Origin of the sequence: Salinisphaera sp. T31B1 (genome assembly GCF_040361275.1) — a bacterium.
In the GTDB taxonomy this organism is placed as follows: Bacteria; Pseudomonadota; Gammaproteobacteria; order Nevskiales; family Salinisphaeraceae; genus Salinisphaera.
Map to the genome: position 1 here is coordinate 831,607 of NZ_APNH01000002.1, position 16,266 is coordinate 847,872.

The 16,266-nt window shown below is 63.9% G+C and carries 10 protein-coding genes; 2 read left to right on the forward strand and 8 right to left on the reverse strand.

The genetic code is table 11. The features are described from left to right. Positions 1-189 precede the first annotated feature (189 nt). The gene (putA, locus tag T31B1_RS10660) at positions 190-3,411 is read left to right on the forward strand and encodes a bifunctional proline dehydrogenase/L-glutamate gamma-semialdehyde dehydrogenase PutA (RefSeq protein WP_353249452.1); all 3,222 of its coding nucleotides are present in this window, start codon (positions 190-192) and stop codon (positions 3,409-3,411) included. Positions 3,412-3,885: 474 nt separating this feature from the next. Here the strand turns inward: putA and putP are convergent, their stop codons facing one another. The 3 genes from putP to hldE form a co-directional block, all read right to left on the reverse strand. Next, positions 3,886-5,379, reverse strand: coding sequence for a sodium/proline symporter PutP (putP, locus tag T31B1_RS10665; protein WP_353249453.1), 1,494 nt, complete (start codon positions 5,377-5,379; stop codon positions 3,886-3,888). Positions 5,380-5,692: 313 nt separating this feature from the next. Further along, positions 5,693-6,976, reverse strand: coding sequence for a lipid IV(A) 3-deoxy-D-manno-octulosonic acid transferase (waaA, locus tag T31B1_RS10670; protein ID WP_353249454.1), 1,284 nt, complete (start codon positions 6,974-6,976; stop codon positions 5,693-5,695). 1 nt (position 6,977) lies between these two features. Then, positions 6,978-8,417, reverse strand: a complete 1,440-nt coding sequence (hldE, locus tag T31B1_RS10675) for a bifunctional D-glycero-beta-D-manno-heptose-7-phosphate kinase/D-glycero-beta-D-manno-heptose 1-phosphate adenylyltransferase HldE (protein WP_353249455.1) — start codon at positions 8,415-8,417, stop codon at positions 6,978-6,980. 130 nt (positions 8,418-8,547) lie between these two features. Between hldE and T31B1_RS10680 the strand changes: the two genes are divergently transcribed. After that, complete coding sequence (locus T31B1_RS10680; protein WP_353249456.1) at positions 8,548-9,483, forward strand: lysophospholipid acyltransferase family protein; 936 nt, start codon at positions 8,548-8,550, stop codon at positions 9,481-9,483. A gap of 9 nt (positions 9,484-9,492) precedes the next feature. Here T31B1_RS10680 and T31B1_RS10685 read toward each other — a convergent pair whose 3' ends face one another. The 5 genes from T31B1_RS10685 to glnE form a co-directional block, all read right to left on the reverse strand. Beyond that, entirely contained in the window at positions 9,493-10,224 is a 732-nt protein-coding gene (locus T31B1_RS10685; protein ID WP_353249617.1) for a 3-deoxy-D-manno-octulosonic acid kinase, read from the reverse strand. Between the two features lie 16 nt (positions 10,225-10,240). Then, on the reverse strand, positions 10,241-11,164 hold the full coding sequence (locus T31B1_RS10690) for a branched-chain amino acid transaminase (protein WP_353249457.1): 924 nt from the start codon (positions 11,162-11,164) through the stop codon (positions 10,241-10,243). Between the two features lie 131 nt (positions 11,165-11,295). Continuing rightward, complete coding sequence (rfaD, locus tag T31B1_RS10695; RefSeq protein WP_353249458.1) at positions 11,296-12,252, reverse strand: ADP-glyceromanno-heptose 6-epimerase; 957 nt, start codon at positions 12,250-12,252, stop codon at positions 11,296-11,298. Then, positions 12,249-13,355 carry a glycosyltransferase family 4 protein gene (locus tag T31B1_RS10700; protein WP_353249459.1) on the reverse strand — a complete coding sequence of 369 codons (1,107 nt, stop codon included), beginning with the start codon at positions 13,353-13,355 and terminating at the stop codon, positions 12,249-12,251. Before T31B1_RS10700 ends, rfaD begins: the two co-directional genes overlap by 4 nt. A gap of 60 nt (positions 13,356-13,415) precedes the next feature. Continuing rightward, entirely contained in the window at positions 13,416-16,187 is a 2,772-nt protein-coding gene (glnE, locus tag T31B1_RS10705) for a bifunctional [glutamate--ammonia ligase]-adenylyl-L-tyrosine phosphorylase/[glutamate--ammonia-ligase] adenylyltransferase (protein WP_353249460.1), read from the reverse strand. Positions 16,188-16,266: the final 79 nt, after the last annotated feature.

Sequence of the window (16,266 nt, forward strand, 5' to 3'; positions counted from 1 at the left end):
TCTAAGGATTCGACGGCCAATCACTTGATCCGGCGATAGATTCATGTCGTGACAGTCGGTTGCCACTGCAATGCCGCGGGCATAGCCAGAACACTGCGAGCACGGTCACAGCGATCGACGGACCGGACGGGTTCGACACCCACCTTGCTCGCACGCTAGATTGCCTTCGAATCCCACGATCGCTCAGCCATGGATTATTCCCGCCCCAGCCAGATCGACGAAGCCGCCTACCGTGGCGTGCTCGACAATTACCGCTGCGACGAGTCTACCCAGCTCGCCCGTCTGATCGAGATCGCACGCGTCGAGCGCGCGACCAGCCGGCGTATCGAAACACGCGCCGGCAAACTGGTTCAGGCCGTACGTGACAAGAATGCGCATGGCAGCGGCATCGATGCGTTCATGCACGAGTATGAGCTGTCCAGCCAGGAAGGCGTGGTGCTCATGTGCCTGGCCGAGGCGTTGCTGCGAATACCCGACGACCGGACCGTCGACCGTCTGATCGACGACAAGATCGGCGGCTCGAACTGGGAATCGCACCTCGGCGAGTCCAAATCGTGGTTCGTCAATGCATCGACCTGGGGGCTCATGCTGACTGGCCGCATCCTGCGATATGACGACGCGCCACAGCGGAATTTCCGAACGGTGCTGCAACGCATGGTCAAGCGCAGCGGTGAACCGTTCATCCGTCAGGCGGTCAGCCAGGCCATGCGGATCATGGGCAAACAGTTCGTGATGGGCCGTACCATCGAGGAGGCGATCTCCAACGCGCGGTCGCTGGAGAAACGCGGCTATACCTATTCCTACGACATGCTCGGGGAAGCCGCGCGAACGGACAAGGACGCACAGCGATACTTCGACGATTATTACCACGCGATCGAGGAATGCGGACGCGCGAGCAAGAATCTCGGACCGGAAAAGTCACCGGGCGTATCGGTGAAGCTATCGGCCCTGCACGCGCGCTACGAACTTGCCCACCGGGAGCGTGTTCACAAAGAATTGCTCCCTAGGTTGCTGCGGCTGGCGCGCCTGGCCGCGGAAAAGAACATCAACCTGACGATCGACGCCGAAGAAGCCGGCCGGCTCGATTTATCGCTGGAGCTATTTGCCTGTGTGTCGCAGGAGGCCGATCTCGCAAACTGGCAAGGTCTGGGCCTGGCCGTGCAGGCCTACCAGAAGCGTGCGCTCGATGTGATCGAGTGGCTCGCCGACCTGGGACGCCGTCACGAGCGACGCATCATGATCCGGCTGGTCAAGGGCGCCTACTGGGATACCGAAATCAAGCGGGCTCAGGAAGCCGGCGTGGACGGCTACCCGGTGTTCACGCGCAAGACCAACACCGACGTATCGTTTTTGGCCTGTGCACGCCGAATCCTCGATCATTCGGATGTGTTCTACGGGCAGTTCGCCACGCATAACGCACATACCCTGTCGTACATCCGAGAGATGGTCGGCGAGCGTAGCGACTACGAATTTCAGCGCCTGCACGGAATGGGCGAAGCGCTCTATGAACAGATCGTCGAAAAAGGGGAGCAGCAGGCCGCCTGCCGTATCTATGCGCCGGTTGGCGCACACGAGGATCTGCTCGCCTATCTCGTACGCCGACTGCTTGAGAACGGTGCGAACAGTTCGTTCGTGAATCGTCTGGTCGACGAAAGCGAACCCGTCGAGGATATCGTCGCCGACCCGGTCGCCTTGGCCGAGCGGCAGGAGTCGGCCACGCACCCGAAAATTCCGCTGCCACACGATCTGTACGGTGAACGGCGGCCGAATGCACGCGGCGTCGAACTGACCGACATCCGCGAACTCGACGCGCTGGCCAAGGGCATGCGCGAAGCCGATGCCAAGGTCTGGCGCGCCGCGCCGCTGATCAATGGCAAGACGCCCGCATCCAAAGATCGCGACGACGACAGACGGCAGACACAGCCGGTATATTCGCCCGCCGATGGCCAACGCACCGTGGGCGACGTCAGCTGGGCCACGCCGGCCGATATCGACGCCGCGCTGGCCGCCGCCGCCGGTGCCGCCGATCGCTGGAGCGCCACGCCCGGACGCGAGCGGGCTGCCTGTCTGCGTCGTTACGCCGATCTGCTGGAAAGCCACACCGCCGAACTCGTGGCACTTTGCGCCCGCGAAGCCGGCAAGCATATTCCCGACGGAATTGCCGAGGTTCGAGAGGCCGTCGATTTCTGTCGCTACTACGCCTGCCAGGTCGAAGACGAATTCGATGGAGAGAAAGTGCTGCCCGGCCCGACCGGTGAACGCAATACGTATCGTCTGGACGGTCGCGGCGTATTCGTGTGCATCTGTCCGTGGAATTTCCCACTCGCCATCTTCACCGGCCAGGTCACCGCAGCCCTGGCCGCGGGCAATGCAGTGATCGCCAAACCGGCAGAGCAAACCTGTCTGATTGGCGCGCGCGCCGTCGAATTGATGCACGAAGCCGGCATCCCGACCGACGTGTTGCATCTGTTGCCGGGCGATGGCCCGAGCGTGGGCGCGAAGCTGGTCGCCGATGCCCGTGTTAGCGGCGTGGCGTTCACCGGGTCACTGGCCACCGCCAAGGCGATCAACAAGACGCTGGCCGAACGCGACGGCCCGCTGATTCCGCTGATCGCCGAAACCGGCGGTCAGAACGCCATGATCGTCGACTCCTCAGCGCTGATCGAGCAGGTGGTGGCCGATGTGATCAAATCGGGCTTCCAGAGTGCCGGGCAGCGCTGTTCTGCTCTGCGAGTGCTCTACGTACAGAACGATATCGCCGATACGCTGCTGACGATGCTATCCGGCGCGATGGCGGAACTGTCTATCGGCGATCCGTGGAATCTGGCCACCGATGTCACCCCGGTCATTGATGCCGAAGCACGCGATGGGTTGACCGCCTATGCCGAAAAAGCCGGCGAAACACTGGAAACCGTCTATTCGTGTCGGTTGGGCGAAGCGGCTCGTCGAGGCACATTCTTTGCCCCCCGTGCTCTGGCACTCGAGCGTATCGAACAGCTTGGCGACGAGCAGTTCGGGCCGATTGTTCACGTGATTCGCTTCGAGGCCGACGAACTCGATCAGGTCGTCGAGGATATCAACGGCCTCGGCTACGGACTGACGTTCGGCATCCACAGCCGTATCGATACCACGGTCGAACGGGTCCTGCGTCGTATCAAGGTGGGTAATGCCTACGTCAACCGCAACATGATCGGCGCCGTGGTAGGCGTACATCCGTTTGGTGGCGAAGGGCTATCCGGTACCGGCCCGAAGGCGGGCGGGCCACACTATCTCCATCGTTTTGCCACCGAGCGTGCCGTCAGCCGAGATACCACCGCTGCCGGGGGCAACGCCTCGCTGATGTCCCTGGAAGAAGACGAGCCATCCACGCATTCGCTCGTCACCCCGGAACCGCAGCGCTACGCAGGATAAGACGGCTCGCTCCGCGTCGCGCCGGTCGACTCCGATCGGCGCGCGCGGCGTCGCGGATCGAGACGAACCCGCCTTGGATCGGAAATGAGCCGGACAACCGCGAACCGCGGAAGCGCACCACGCCGCTCAGCCTAGCTACCCGACGCTACGTTGCTGACAGCCATGCCATGCCATGCCATGTGTGCGTCATCTGGCCGTGTGCTTGAAACGCCCGCCTCAGATTCGATGAGCCCCGCCTGGATATTGCGATCCGGGCAGACTTCTGTCTAGCGCGAGGCGAAAGGGACCCGATATCACCAGGAACCGCGACCGGTAGGCGCAGCCTGCGGTAAACGCCGGTACAAGCCCGTGCGCAGCGCGCACAGCCTCTTGGCAAAATACTCTTCGAAATGAGCACTTCGACAATCGATGCCCCGGCGGGATGCGAGCCCCACTACGTCGGCCCGTAGCGGGGCTCGGCGGTCTCGCCTGCGATCAGTTGGTCTCGAGCGCGCGATATTCGCCGGTCGACTGGGTCGCCAAACTCACGACATAGATCGCAAGCCAGGCCACGATAAACCCGGGAATGATCTCGTAGACCCCGGGGCCACCGAGGAAGCCGCTGTTCCAACCCAACGCGATCCAGGCGATAACGGTGACCGCTCCGGCCACCAGGCCGGCGACAGCGCCGGCACCGGACATGCGCGGCCAGACCAGCGAGAGAATGATCAACGGTCCGAACGCCGCGCCGAACCCGGCCCAGGCATTACTGACCAGGCCGAGCACCTGCGAATTCGGGTCGCTGGCGATGAACGCTGCAACGATACCCACGATGAGTACGCTGACTCGCCCGATCAGCACGCTTTCACTCTCCGAGGCGTCCTTACGCAGAAACAGACGGTAGAAATCCTCGGTCAGCGAAGAAGACGCCACCAGCAACTGGCTGGAGATCGTACTCATGACCGCTGCCAGCAGTGCCGCATAGAGAAAGCCGGTGACGAACGGATTGAACAACAGATCCGCCAGCACGATGAAGATGGTCTCGGAGTCTTCGACGTTCAGGCCGTTACGCACTGCATAGGCACGTCCGAACACACCGAGCGACACCGCCCCGATCAGAGAAATGCCCATCCAGGTCATGCCGATATTGCGTGCGGTCGATACCTGGGACACCGAACGGATGGCCATGAACCGAACGATGATATGCGGCTGCCCGAAATACCCCAGCCCCCAGGTCACCGCGGATAGAAACCCGATGATCGTCAGCCCGTTGGTCAATGAAAGGAAGTTCGGATCGACCTGAGCAAGCGTCTCGGAGGCCTGGGCGTAACCGCCGCCGCCGCTGCCGAACAAGACCACGGCCGGCATGATAATCAGCGCCAACATCATGATCACGCCCTGGCAGAAGTCAGTCAGGCTGACGGCCAGGAAACCGCCCACCACGGTGTAGGCCAGCACTACCGCGAGCGTGCCCCACACACCTACCGAGTAGTCGCTGAACGAACCGATATTGACGACCTCGCCGAACGCACTCTGAACGAGCTTGCCGCCGGCCACCAAACCGGATGCGGTATATACCGAGAAGAACACCACGATGATGATCGCCGACACGGTTCGCAGCGCCATGGCCTTGCTCGGAAAGCGATTCGACAGGAACTGGGGAATCGTGAGGCTGTTGTCATAGCGTTCGGTCTGCTCGCGCAGCCGCGGAGCCACCACGATCCAGTTAACCAACGCCCCTACGAACAGGCCGATGCCGATCCAGGCCTCCACCAGGCCGGACGCATACAGCGCACCGGGCAGGCCGAGCAGTAGCCAGCCGCTCATATCGGACGCGCCGGCCGACAACGCAGCGACCGCCGGGCTGAGCTGTCGCCCGCCCAACATGTATTCCTCGGACGATGCGGTGGACTTGCGCCAGGCATAGAAGCCAATGCCGATCATCAATCCGAAATAGATCAGCAGGCTGATCCAGACACCAATAGCCATGAATTCCCCCTAGTCAGCAGATTGCATCGACAGCCAGCGTTTCATATTCCGATAGTGCTGTGAAGACAGAACCAAATCTGTTCCGCCACTTGCAACACGTGCGGGCGGCCTAGATTTGAGACAAATCCCGGAACCGGGTCCGTGCTCGCGCGGGCCGCAAAGCCCCGCCGCATCGCGCTTGAAGCCTCACTGGAACGCTCGGTAGGGCACCACAGACTCGACATGAGTCGTACCGCTGGCCGAGAATCTCCACCGGTACGCTGCGCGACTAATTGCTGACGTATCAATCAGATCTTTTCCGGTCGGACGGCCGCTACCCGACGATCAGAGGCCGCACCAGCGCCAGCGAACGCAGCAGCCCGCCGCGATGTGTGGAGGCGATCTCGGCGGCTGCCTGCCCGGCCCGTTCACGCGAGCCGCTATCGTCGATCCAGGCTCTGAGACAGGCCGCGAGCGCAGACGGGGTGTCACACACGACCGCCGCACCGGCTTCCGCCAGTGCCTCTATGACCTCGCGCCACTCTTCGATATGCGCGCCCACGCACAGCGGGCGGCCCAGGGCCGCGGCCTCGATCACATTGTGGCCGCCGACGCCGGGTAACAGACTGCCGCCGACGAAGACCATATCCGCCGCCGCATAGAACATCGGCACCTCGCCCAGCGTGTCGGCGAACACGATATCGGTCGCCTCGTTGACAGCCTCCCCGCGGCTGCGACGGGCCACCCGATAGCCGCTGCCGCTGAGGATCTGTGCCACGGCCTCGAAACGCTGCGGATGACGCGGCGCAATCACCAGCAGCGCATCACCGTGCGTCTGCAGCAGGCGGTCGAAGGTTTCGATGAGCAACCGCTCTTCTCCGGCATGGGTGCTGGCCGCGACCCAGACCGGCCGCTCGAGCGCGCCCCACTGCTCGCGTAGCGCCTGGCCCCGCCGGGTGATCGACTCCATGTCGGATACGTCGTATTTCAGGTTGCCGGTGACGTGGACGCTATCGGGGTTGGCTCCGAGCGATAAGAACCGTTCTGCATGCACCTCGTGTGCCGCGGCGATTACGGCAATCCGGCTGAGCATGAAGCGCATGATTGCAGCGACGCCCAGGCGCTGATAGCGCGCGGCCGAACGCCGCGACAGGCTTGCATTGAGCAACCCGAGTGGCACCCGAGCGCGCTCGGAAGCGGCCACCAGATTGGGCCATAACTCGGTTTCGGCCAACAGGCCGACTCGCGGCGCGGCGCGACGGAGAAAACGCCGAGTAGCGCCCATCGTGTCCAACGGTAGATACGCATAGCGAACGCCGTCGTCCCCGAAGCGCTCGCGTGCCTGCGCACGCCCGGTCGGCGTCATGGTCGTGATCAGGATCGGCACCCGCGGATGCTGTTCGCGCAGCGCGCGCACGAACGGCGCGATCAGCAGCACCTCGCCGACCGAAGCGGCATGCACCCAGATCGGAGCCCCCGGCTGCTCCGCGATATAACCCAATCGTTCGCCCCAATCGCCTGCATAGCCGGGCTCACGCCGGCTGCGCCAGTAAAAATAGGCAAAAACGAACGGCAGAACCAGCCAGGTGGCTAGACAATAGATCGCGCGCCAGACCATATCAGCCGATACGGTCCGGGCTGTTGAGCCGGTCGATGATCGCCGTGGTGGAAAAACCCTCGACGAAATCGAGAATACGGACTTCACCGCCAGCGTCGATGACACAGGCGCCGCCGGCCACCTGGTCCGGCCGGTAGTCTCCGCCCTTGACGAGAATGTCAGGACACAGCCGGCAGATCAGACGCTCCGGCGTGTCTTCCGAAAACGGGACCACCCAGTCGACCGAACTCAAGCCGCGCAGTACCTGCATGCGGTGGTCCAGATCGTTGACCGGCCGGCTCGACCCTTTGAGTCGTTTGACCGACGCATCGTCGTTGACCGCCACGATCAGCCAGTCGCCGAGTGCGCGGGCCGCTTCCAGATAGGCGATATGGCCCGGGTGCAACAGATCGAAACAACCATTGGTCATCACCACGCGATCACCGTGCGCGCGAGCTTCGGCCACCAGGCCGGCCAGCTGCTCCTCGTCGACCACACCGTGCCGCTGCCCGCGACCGACCCGTGCGGCGCGTTCGAGCTCGGCCGGCGAGACGGTGGCCGTACCCAGCTTGGCTACCACTATGCTCGCGGCAAGATTGGCGATTGCGGCCGCCTCGCCGACGGCCACTCCGGCCCCCAGGCCGGCAGCCAGTATCGCGATCACCGTATCGCCGGCGCCGGTGACATCGAACACCTCCTGGGCCTGGGCCGGCAGGTGCAGGTGCGACTCGGCCGAAAACAGGCTCATGCCCTTCTCGCTACGGGTCACCAGCAGATGATCGATCTCCAGATGGGTGCGCAGCACTTCGGCGCGCCGCTCGAGTTCACCGTCGTCACCGATCGGCCCGGCGACGCTTTCGAATTCATGAAGATTGGGCGTAATGAGCGTGGCCCCGCGGTACCGCTGCCAGTCGCCACCCTTGGGATCAACCAGTACGGGCACGCCCGCCGCGCGGGCGGCGGCGATGAATTGCTCCACGCCGGCTAACGTGCCCTTGCCGTAGTCGGAACAAATGACGACATCGGTATCGGTCAATGCGGCCTCGAAGGCCTCAGCCAATGCCGGGCCATCGAAGGCGCCGGCGTGTGCGAACGACTCTTCGAAGTCCAGCCGGATCAGCTGCTGATTGCGGCTGAGCACCCGCAGTTTGGCGATGGTCGGATGCGCCGGACTTTCGATGAACTCGGTCGCCACACCGGCATCGGTAAGCAGACGACGCGCCGCCGCGGCCGGCTCGTCACGCCCCACTACGCCGATCAGACGCGTTCGCGCGCCCACCCGAGCCAGGTTCAGGGCCACGTTGGCCGCCCCACCCAGCCGACGCTCTTCACGACCGATCCGCACCACCGGCACCGGCGCTTCCGGCGAGATCCGGCCAGTGTCGCCATACCAGTAGCGATCGAGCATGACGTCGCCGACCACCAGCACGCGCGCGGCTTCGAAACAGGGAATGGGCAGCATTCGCGGCTTTCGCAAGGAGTGCAATTGCCGCATCATACAAATCCTGTCGGCTGCTGGGTAGCGCCGACAGGCCCCATTTGCATCAATGCCGTGCCCATGATTCCAATCCGGCCGACGCCGGCTGCGCTCCGTGTCTGATTCGTCCGCCAAACCAAGCTCGCTTACCGCTGCGCGCTTCTGGCCGAGCTGGTTGCTCATGGGCCTCGGCTGGCTATTGAGCCAGCTGCCCTATCGGCTTCAAATGGCACTGGGCAGTTGGCTCGGCGATATCGCCTATCATGTGATCGGTGAGAGACGGCGCGTGGCGCGTATCAACCTGAAGCTCGCTTATCCGGAAATGGACGAAGACGAGCGTCAGAGCCTGCTTCGAGCGCATTTCCGTTCGGTGGGCAAAGGTGCACTTGAGACCGGCATCTGCTGGTGGGGTCGCCAGTCCAAGGTCGATCGACTGACGCATATTGAGGGCTTTGAACACCTGGAAGCGGCCGCTACCCGGGGCCGGGGCATCATTCTTCTGTCGGCCCATTTCACCTCGCTGGAGCTGGGCGTGCGCATGGCCAAACCGTTTCTGCGCGAACTGGGCTATACCACCACGGCCATGTACAAAGCCCCTCACGATCCGGTCGTCGATCATGTGATGCGTACGCGCCGCGAAGCGCACATCGGCGGCGCGAGCATTCCCGATGATGACGTGGTGTCTCTGCTGGCCGCGCTCAAACGACGCGAAGCCGTCTGGTATGCGGGCGATCAGAAGGGCGATCGGCGCTTGAGCGTGCTCGTGGATTTCTTCGGCCAGCCGGCGCGCACCCACTCGGCCATAAGCCGTCTGGCACGCATCAGTCGTGCGACTGTCGTGCCTTTCTTCACGCTGCGACGAGCCGATGGCGACGGCTATCGACTGATCGTCAAGCCGCCGCTGGACCATTTCCCAAGCGGCGACGACCGGGCCGATGCCGAGCGCATCAACGGCATCATCGAGCAGGTCGTGGCCGAGGACCCGGCCCAGTACTTCTGGCTGCATCAACGCTTCAAGCGCAAGGGACACAACCCCTACAAACGCCGTTGAAAACTGGCCTCAGTCGCGTTTTTCACCCATGCGGTGACGATAACCGCGCTCGAGCGCAGCCCAGTCGGCGCCCGAGAACGCAAAGCCTCGGGTCTTGCCGGCGAACTTGTCGAGCGAGCGGCGAAGACGGGCCAGGTTGGGTGCACACCATGATCCGGGCCGGCGCTGGCGCGCCTTGTCGAAATCGATGACGTAGAACTGCCCGGTACCATCGAGCAGCACATTACGCGCGTTCAAATCCGCGTGATGAATGCCCGCCCGATGAAAACGCGCAATCACGCGACCCAACGCCTGCCAGCCGCTGTCGGCAAGGACTGCGACCATCAAGTGTTCGGCCAGCGGTCGACTATCCGCGATCCGCTCGGTGATCACGTCGCCGCGATAGACGAGACCCCGCCGATCCGCCAGCGCGGCCACCGGTGCCGGCACCGGCAGCCCCGCGGCACGCATATCGGCCAGGAGTGATAATTCGGTCAGCGAGCGCGCTCGCGCGGCCCCACTCCAGAGAAAACGGTCGTGGTTGATATGGGCAATGGCGCCACCCCGGCGGTTGTGACGCAGCACCCAGGGGCGCCCGTCCAGGCCGTCCAGAAAATAGGCGGCGCCGCGCCCGGCGGCCTCGCCGGTCAAACGCCGGCGGCTGCGCCACCACTGGGCCGAGAATATGACCAGCGATGGCGGCCCGTCGAAACGGGCCGCATCCCAGAGTACGTGGCGGCCATTCTCGTCGCCACGCGCCAGCGTGCTCGAGCGTGGCTCAGACGTAGGTCAGCCACTCCGCGTGATCGTCACGCTTTCCGGCGACCTGATCGAAATAGCGCGACTGCATGGCCTCGGTGATCGGGCCACGCGTGCCCTCGCCGATGGTTCGGTCGTCGAGTTCGCGCATGGGGGTGACTTCGGCCGCGGTGCCGGTCAGAAACGCCTCGTCGGCGATATAGACCTCGTCGCGGGTGATCGTCTTCTCCCGGCACTCGATACCCATCTCCTTGGCGTAGGTCATGATCGTGCGCCGTGTGATTCCGTCCAGTGCGCTGGTCAGATCGGGCGTGTAGAGCACGCCGTCGCGCACGATGAACAGATTCTCGCCGCTGCCTTCCGAGACGAACCCGTTAGCATCGAGCATCAACGCCTCGTCATAGCCGGCCTTGTTGGCTTCGGTGACCGCCATCATCGAATTGAAGTACGGACCGTTCGCCTTGGCCTTTGTCATCGCGGAATTCACGTGATGACGCGTGTAGGACGACGTCTTCACGCGTATGCCACGCTTGATGTTCTCCTCGCCGAGATACGCGCCCCAGGTCCAGGCTGCGATCATCAGATGCGCGCTCAGATTGTCCGCGTGCAGCCCCATCCCTTCCGAGCCGTAGAACAGCATCGGCCGGATATACGCCGAGGCGAGATTGTTCTTGGCCACTGTTGCGACCTGCGCGGCGTTGATCTGTTCCTCGGAGAACGGCATCGGCATGCCCATGATCTTGGCCGAGCGGCACAGACGCTTGGTGTGATCGGCCAAGCGGAAGATCGCGGTGCCCTGGGCGGTCTCGTAGGCGCGTACCCCCTCGAACACACCCATGCCGTAATGCAGGGTATGGGTGAGTACGTGCACCTTGGCCTCACGCCAGTCGACGAACTCGCCGTCGATCCAGATCAGGCCATCGCGATCCGCCATCGAAGTCATGGACTTTCTCCTGTCCGCTAGCACTGTCCGGCCGCCCGATGCGCCCGGAAAAGCCCGCTATTTGAGCACAGCCGGCCAGCCCGGCGCCAGCGCTTTTGTTGTATTTGGCAGCATTTTAGCGCGCGTAGGCTTCAAGCGCGCAGCGTGCTGTCGTCGAGCCAGTCCAGATAACGCCGCACGCCCTCGGCAACATCCGCGAACGGCCGGTCGTAGCCAGCGGCGCGCAGGGCGGCGGTATCGGCCTGTGTATAACTTTGATAACGGCCGACCAGCGATTCCGGGAACGGGATATATCGCTTCTCGCCGCGGCCGTGCCAGGCAATGACGGCGTCGGCGACCTCGTTGAACGTCTGGCTGGCGCCGGTGCCGCAGTTGAAGATGCCCGAGACCTCCGGATGATCCGCCAGCCACAGGTTGACCGCTACGCAATCGTCGACATAAATGAAGTCGCGCCGCTGCTCGCCGTCGGCATAGCCCTCGGCGCCGGCAAACAGGCGGCATTCGCCGTCAGCACGGATCTGCTGGGCAAAATGCCAGGCGACGCTCGCCATGCTGCCTTTGTGCTGCTCGCGCGGACCGTAGACGTTGAAATAACGCAGACCCGCGACCTGAGACGATACACGTGGCGCTTGGGCTCGCACGTACTGGTCGAAGGCGAATTTGGAAAAGGCGTACATGTTCAAGGGCCGTTCGGCCGCACGCGTTTCCACAAAATCGGGGCCCATGCCATAAACCGATGCCGACGAGGCGTAGATGAACGGCACCCCGCGCGCGACACACCAGTCGTGCAAGCTCTTGGAATAACGGTAGTTGCGCGCCATGACATAGCGGCCATCCCACTCGGTGGTATCCGAGCAGGCACCTTGATGAAAGACCGCCTCGACATCGCCCAGATCGTCGCCGCGCTCGATACGCATCAGCAGATCGTCGTATTCCAGATAATCGGCAAAATCCAGATCGGCCAGATTCAGGCATTTGCGCCCGTCGGCCAGATCGTCCACGACCAAAATATCGCGAGTACCGCGCGCATTGAGCGCGGCGACCAGATTGCTGCCGATGAAGCCGGCCGCGCCGGTAACGATGATCACTGCCCTGCCCGTGTCCTGTTGCGATGTGTGGTCGCGGCCGCGCGTTCGTCCCGTGTCCAGCCGATCTCGGTATACAGCTGACGGTAGCGCTCGGCCATTGCCGCGGCAGTATACGCGAGCGATTTTTCGTATGCCCGCTCGGCCATCGCACGGGCCCGGTCGGGTCGTGCACGCAGCCGGCGCAGGGCATCCGCCAGCATGTCCGGCGCCCGGGCCGCCACCAGCAGGCCGTGGACTTCGTGGCTGACCAGCTCCGGGATACCGTCTACGCCCGCTGCGACGATCGGCAGACCCGCATGCATCGCATCGATGAGCGTGGAGCCCAGGCCTTCGTGAACAGACGGGAACGCGAATGCATCGAATGCCGCGAGATAGTCGCCCACATTGTCGACATGGCCGGCGAAATGGATCGCCGGACAATCGCCCGCGGCCATCCGTAGCCGATCGGCATCGCGGCCGCCGCCGACCAGCACGAAGCGCCACCCGGCATCTTCTGCGTAAAGCTGACGCGCGGCAGCAATCAGGTCCATCTGCCCTTTCTGGCTATCGTCGAGCGCGCCGACATGGCCGACGACATAGTCGCCGCCGAACTCGGCCCGAATGGCCGCTGCGGCCGCACGGTCGACGGTAAAGCCGCCGGCTGCGCTCGGGATCCGCGCCGTGGCCAGTCCCGGAAGATAATCGGTCATCACGCGCTCGATCGCCTGCGACAGCACCACGACCTTGGCCGCCTGCAGATACATCCGTCGCGTACTGCCGCTGCCGCTCGGGCGGTTGTCGACCCGGCGGGTGATCACGTACTCGCAGCCACTCAGCCGATGCGCCGCATAGGCGAAATGAGCGCCCTTGCCGTCATGCGCGTGCAGCCGCTGCCCCCGAAGACCGAGCGCATGCCAGACGAATGGTCGACCGATCGGTACGCGGGTCAGGCCCGGAACATCGGCGAGCCGCTCCACCAGAGGCTCGCCGGCGCGCAGGATCACGCGTTGGCGGATATCGTCGGCAGCCAGTTCGCGGATCAAGAGCTCGGTCTGACGCTCACCGCCGCGAAACCCGCGGGCAAGGTTGATATGGGTCAGACGGCCGTTGTCTACCGGGCTCATCGGCCCGTGACCGGCCGGGCGAGCGGTGTCGAGGGCGCAGCCAACCCGCCACGCCATCCGCTATTCGGCATGAGCTGCCACCCATTCCTGCCAGATGCGTGCGACCTCGCGTCGGAATTCAGGCCAGCGATCGGCATCAATCATCGCCCGCTGACGCTGTAACGAATCGGCATGGATCTGCTGGCGGTACTGGCGATAGGCATGGGTCAGCGATCGAACCGAATCGTAATCGGCGATGCCGGCCGATTCCAGCGTCTCTAGAATACGGATCGCATCGGTGAACAACAGAAGTTCTTCGCATTCGTGACCGTATCGCAGTGCCATGAACTGGGCGATGAACTCGATATCGATCAGACCGCCGGTCATCTGCTTCACGTCCAGGCGCTCGGAGGTGCTTTCGTCCTTGACCTCGCGCATGCGGCGGCGCATGTGGCAGACCTCACCAGCCAGTTGGCTGAGCTCGCGCGGATGAGCCAGCACCTCGCGTCGAATGCGCGTGAACGACTCGCCGAGCGACGCCCGCCCGGCCACGAAGCGCGCGCGCACCAACGCCTGGTGCTCCCAGGTCCAGGCCTTGTCGTGCTGATAGCGCGCGAACGCATCGATATGAGAGACCATCAGACCGGCCTTGCCGCTCGGGCGCAGGCGCATGTCGATTTCGTAGGCGCGCCCGGCGGCTGTCTGGGTGGACAACACGTGAATGAGCCGCTGGGCAAGCCGGGTGAAGAACGCCTGATGGGTCAGCTCGCGTTCGCCGTCGGTCATCTTCTCGGTCGGCCCGTCGTAGACGAACACCAGGTCCAGATCCGACGTATAACCCAGCTCCAGGCCGCCGAGTTTGCCGTAGGCGATCACCGCGAAACCCTGACGCTCGCCGTCTTCGTCGCGCGGCGTACCGTAGCGAGCGATCATCTGTTGCCAGGCCATATCCAGTGCGGCATCGAGCACGACTTCGGCCAATTCGGTGAGGTTATCCGACACGATCATCAGCGGCATCGAACGGCTGACGTCGGCCGCGGCGATGCGCAGCGTCGCGCTCTGGGCAAAGCGGCGCAGGGCATCCATCTGGTGTTCCAGGTCGTCGGCATCGATCGCGTCGAGGTCTTCTTCCAGACTGGCCACCAGCTCGGCGCGCCGTGGCGGCTTGTACAGCTGACGCGGATCCAGAAGGCTGTCCAGCAACGCCGGCTGCTCGCGGATCCGGCTGGTGATCCATTCGCTGGCCGAGCACAGGCGCATGAGGGTCGACAACGCTGCCGGATGCTCGACCAGCAGCGCCATGTAGGTGCTGCGCCCGACGATGGCCGAGAGGACCGACAAGGTCCGGATCAGGGCGCGATCGGGATGACTGTTGCGTGCCGCGGCGGCGAACAGCAATGGCACCAGCCGTGCGATCCAGCGTCGACCGCGGTCCTCGAGCGTGCGATACAGGCTTTGATCCTGCAGCGCATCGAGCGCGGCACGCACGTCCTCGGCCTGTTCGACGCCATAGTCGGCCAGCAGCTTGGCGGCCAGATCGTCGTCGAGATCACCTTCCCAGAGTGCGATCAGCTCCTGGCTGGCACGATCCGGATCGCGATCGTCAGCCTGCGGCGAGACGAATACCTGCTCGAAGGCGTCGTGCACGCCGTATCGCACATCGCGAATGGCCTGTTCGAAGGCTTCCCAGTTGGCATAGTCCATTGATCGCGCCAGGGCGGCCCGCTCGGCCTCGGCTTCCGGCAGATCATGGGTCTGGCGATCGTCGGCCATCTGCAGCCGGTTCTCGACCCGCCTCAAGAACCGATACGACATCTCCAGTTCACGCGCGGTATGGGCCGGCAGATGACCTGCCTCGCCGAGCAGGGCGAGTGTCGGCAGCAGCCGGCTGTCCTGCAGGGTCGGCTCCTGACCGCCACGAATGAGCTGAAAGGCCTGAACGACGAACTCGATCTCCCGGATACCGCCAAGCCCGAGCTTGACGTTGTCGTGCAACTCGGCTTGCACCACCTGGCGGTCGATCAACGCTTTCATCTCGCGGATCGATTCGAACGTGCCGTAGTCCAGATAGCGACGGTAGACGAACGGCCGCAGCGCATCGATCAGCGCATGGCCTCCCTCGATATCGCCGGCCACCGGCCGTGCCTTGACCCAGGCGTAGCGTTCCCACTCCCGCCCGTGCGATTGGTAGTAACCCTCCATTGCACCGATGCTCGCGACCAGCGCGCCGGCATCGCCGAACGGCCGCAGCCGTGTATCGACGCGATAGACGAAGCCGTCCTTGGTGGTTTCGCTCAGACAACGCACTAGTTTCTGGGCGACGCGCTTGAGATAGCCATCGGCATCCAGGGTGCGATCGCCGTCGGACTCCCCGCCGCTGCGATAGGCAAAGATCAAGTCGATATCCGAGGAGAAATTCAGCTCACCCCCACCCAGCTTGCCCATGCCGATCACGATCAGCGAGAGCGCTCGGCCATCGTCATCGAGAAGCGTGCCGTAGCGCTCCGCGACGCCGGCATGCGCGTAGTCCAGCGCGGCCTGAATACATTGATCCGCCAGTTCGGACAGCGCGCCCAGCGTGTCCTCGAGCCGGTCCAGCCCGGCCAGATCGCGCCAGGCGATCAGCGCCATGTGCTCATCGCGGTAGCGGCGCAACGCCGCATCGAAGTCGTCGGTGTCGCTGTGCGTCGGCGGCGGTGCGATCGAGACGGGCTCGTCGGCGTTCAGGCGTCCGGTATCGGCCCATCGGGCGAGTGCGTCGGCGTTGGCCGCGCACCAGTCGTCCAGAAACCGGCTCAACCCGGCGATTTTTTCATGCGTGGCCGCGATATCGGCGGGCAGTTCCTTGGCCATGGCTTGTCTCTTTAGCCGCGGCGACGCGCGGCGTGTCTCCAATCTTGCGCGGCCGATTCTCACCAAACCGGCACACCGA

Bases quoted from the DNA above. Each gene is read 5' to 3' on its own strand.
- T31B1_RS10700 (WP_353249459.1), bottom strand. From the start codon at position 13,355: ATGAGCCCGGTAGACAACGGCCGTCTGACCCATATCAACCTTGCCCGC.
- waaA (WP_353249454.1), bottom strand. From the start codon at position 6,976: ATGGTCTGGCGCGCGATCTATTGTCTAGCCACCTGGCTGGTTCTGCCG.
- T31B1_RS10690 (WP_353249457.1), bottom strand. From the start codon at position 11,164: ATGACTTCGATGGCGGATCGCGATGGCCTGATCTGGATCGACGGCGAG.
- putP (WP_353249453.1), bottom strand. From the start codon at position 5,379: ATGGCTATTGGTGTCTGGATCAGCCTGCTGATCTATTTCGGATTGATG.
- glnE (WP_353249460.1), bottom strand. From the start codon at position 16,187: ATGGCCAAGGAACTGCCCGCCGATATCGCGGCCACGCATGAAAAAATC.
- putA (WP_353249452.1), top strand. From the start codon at position 190: ATGGATTATTCCCGCCCCAGCCAGATCGACGAAGCCGCCTACCGTGGC.
- hldE (WP_353249455.1), bottom strand. From the start codon at position 8,417: ATGCTGCCCATTCCCTGTTTCGAAGCCGCGCGCGTGCTGGTGGTCGGC.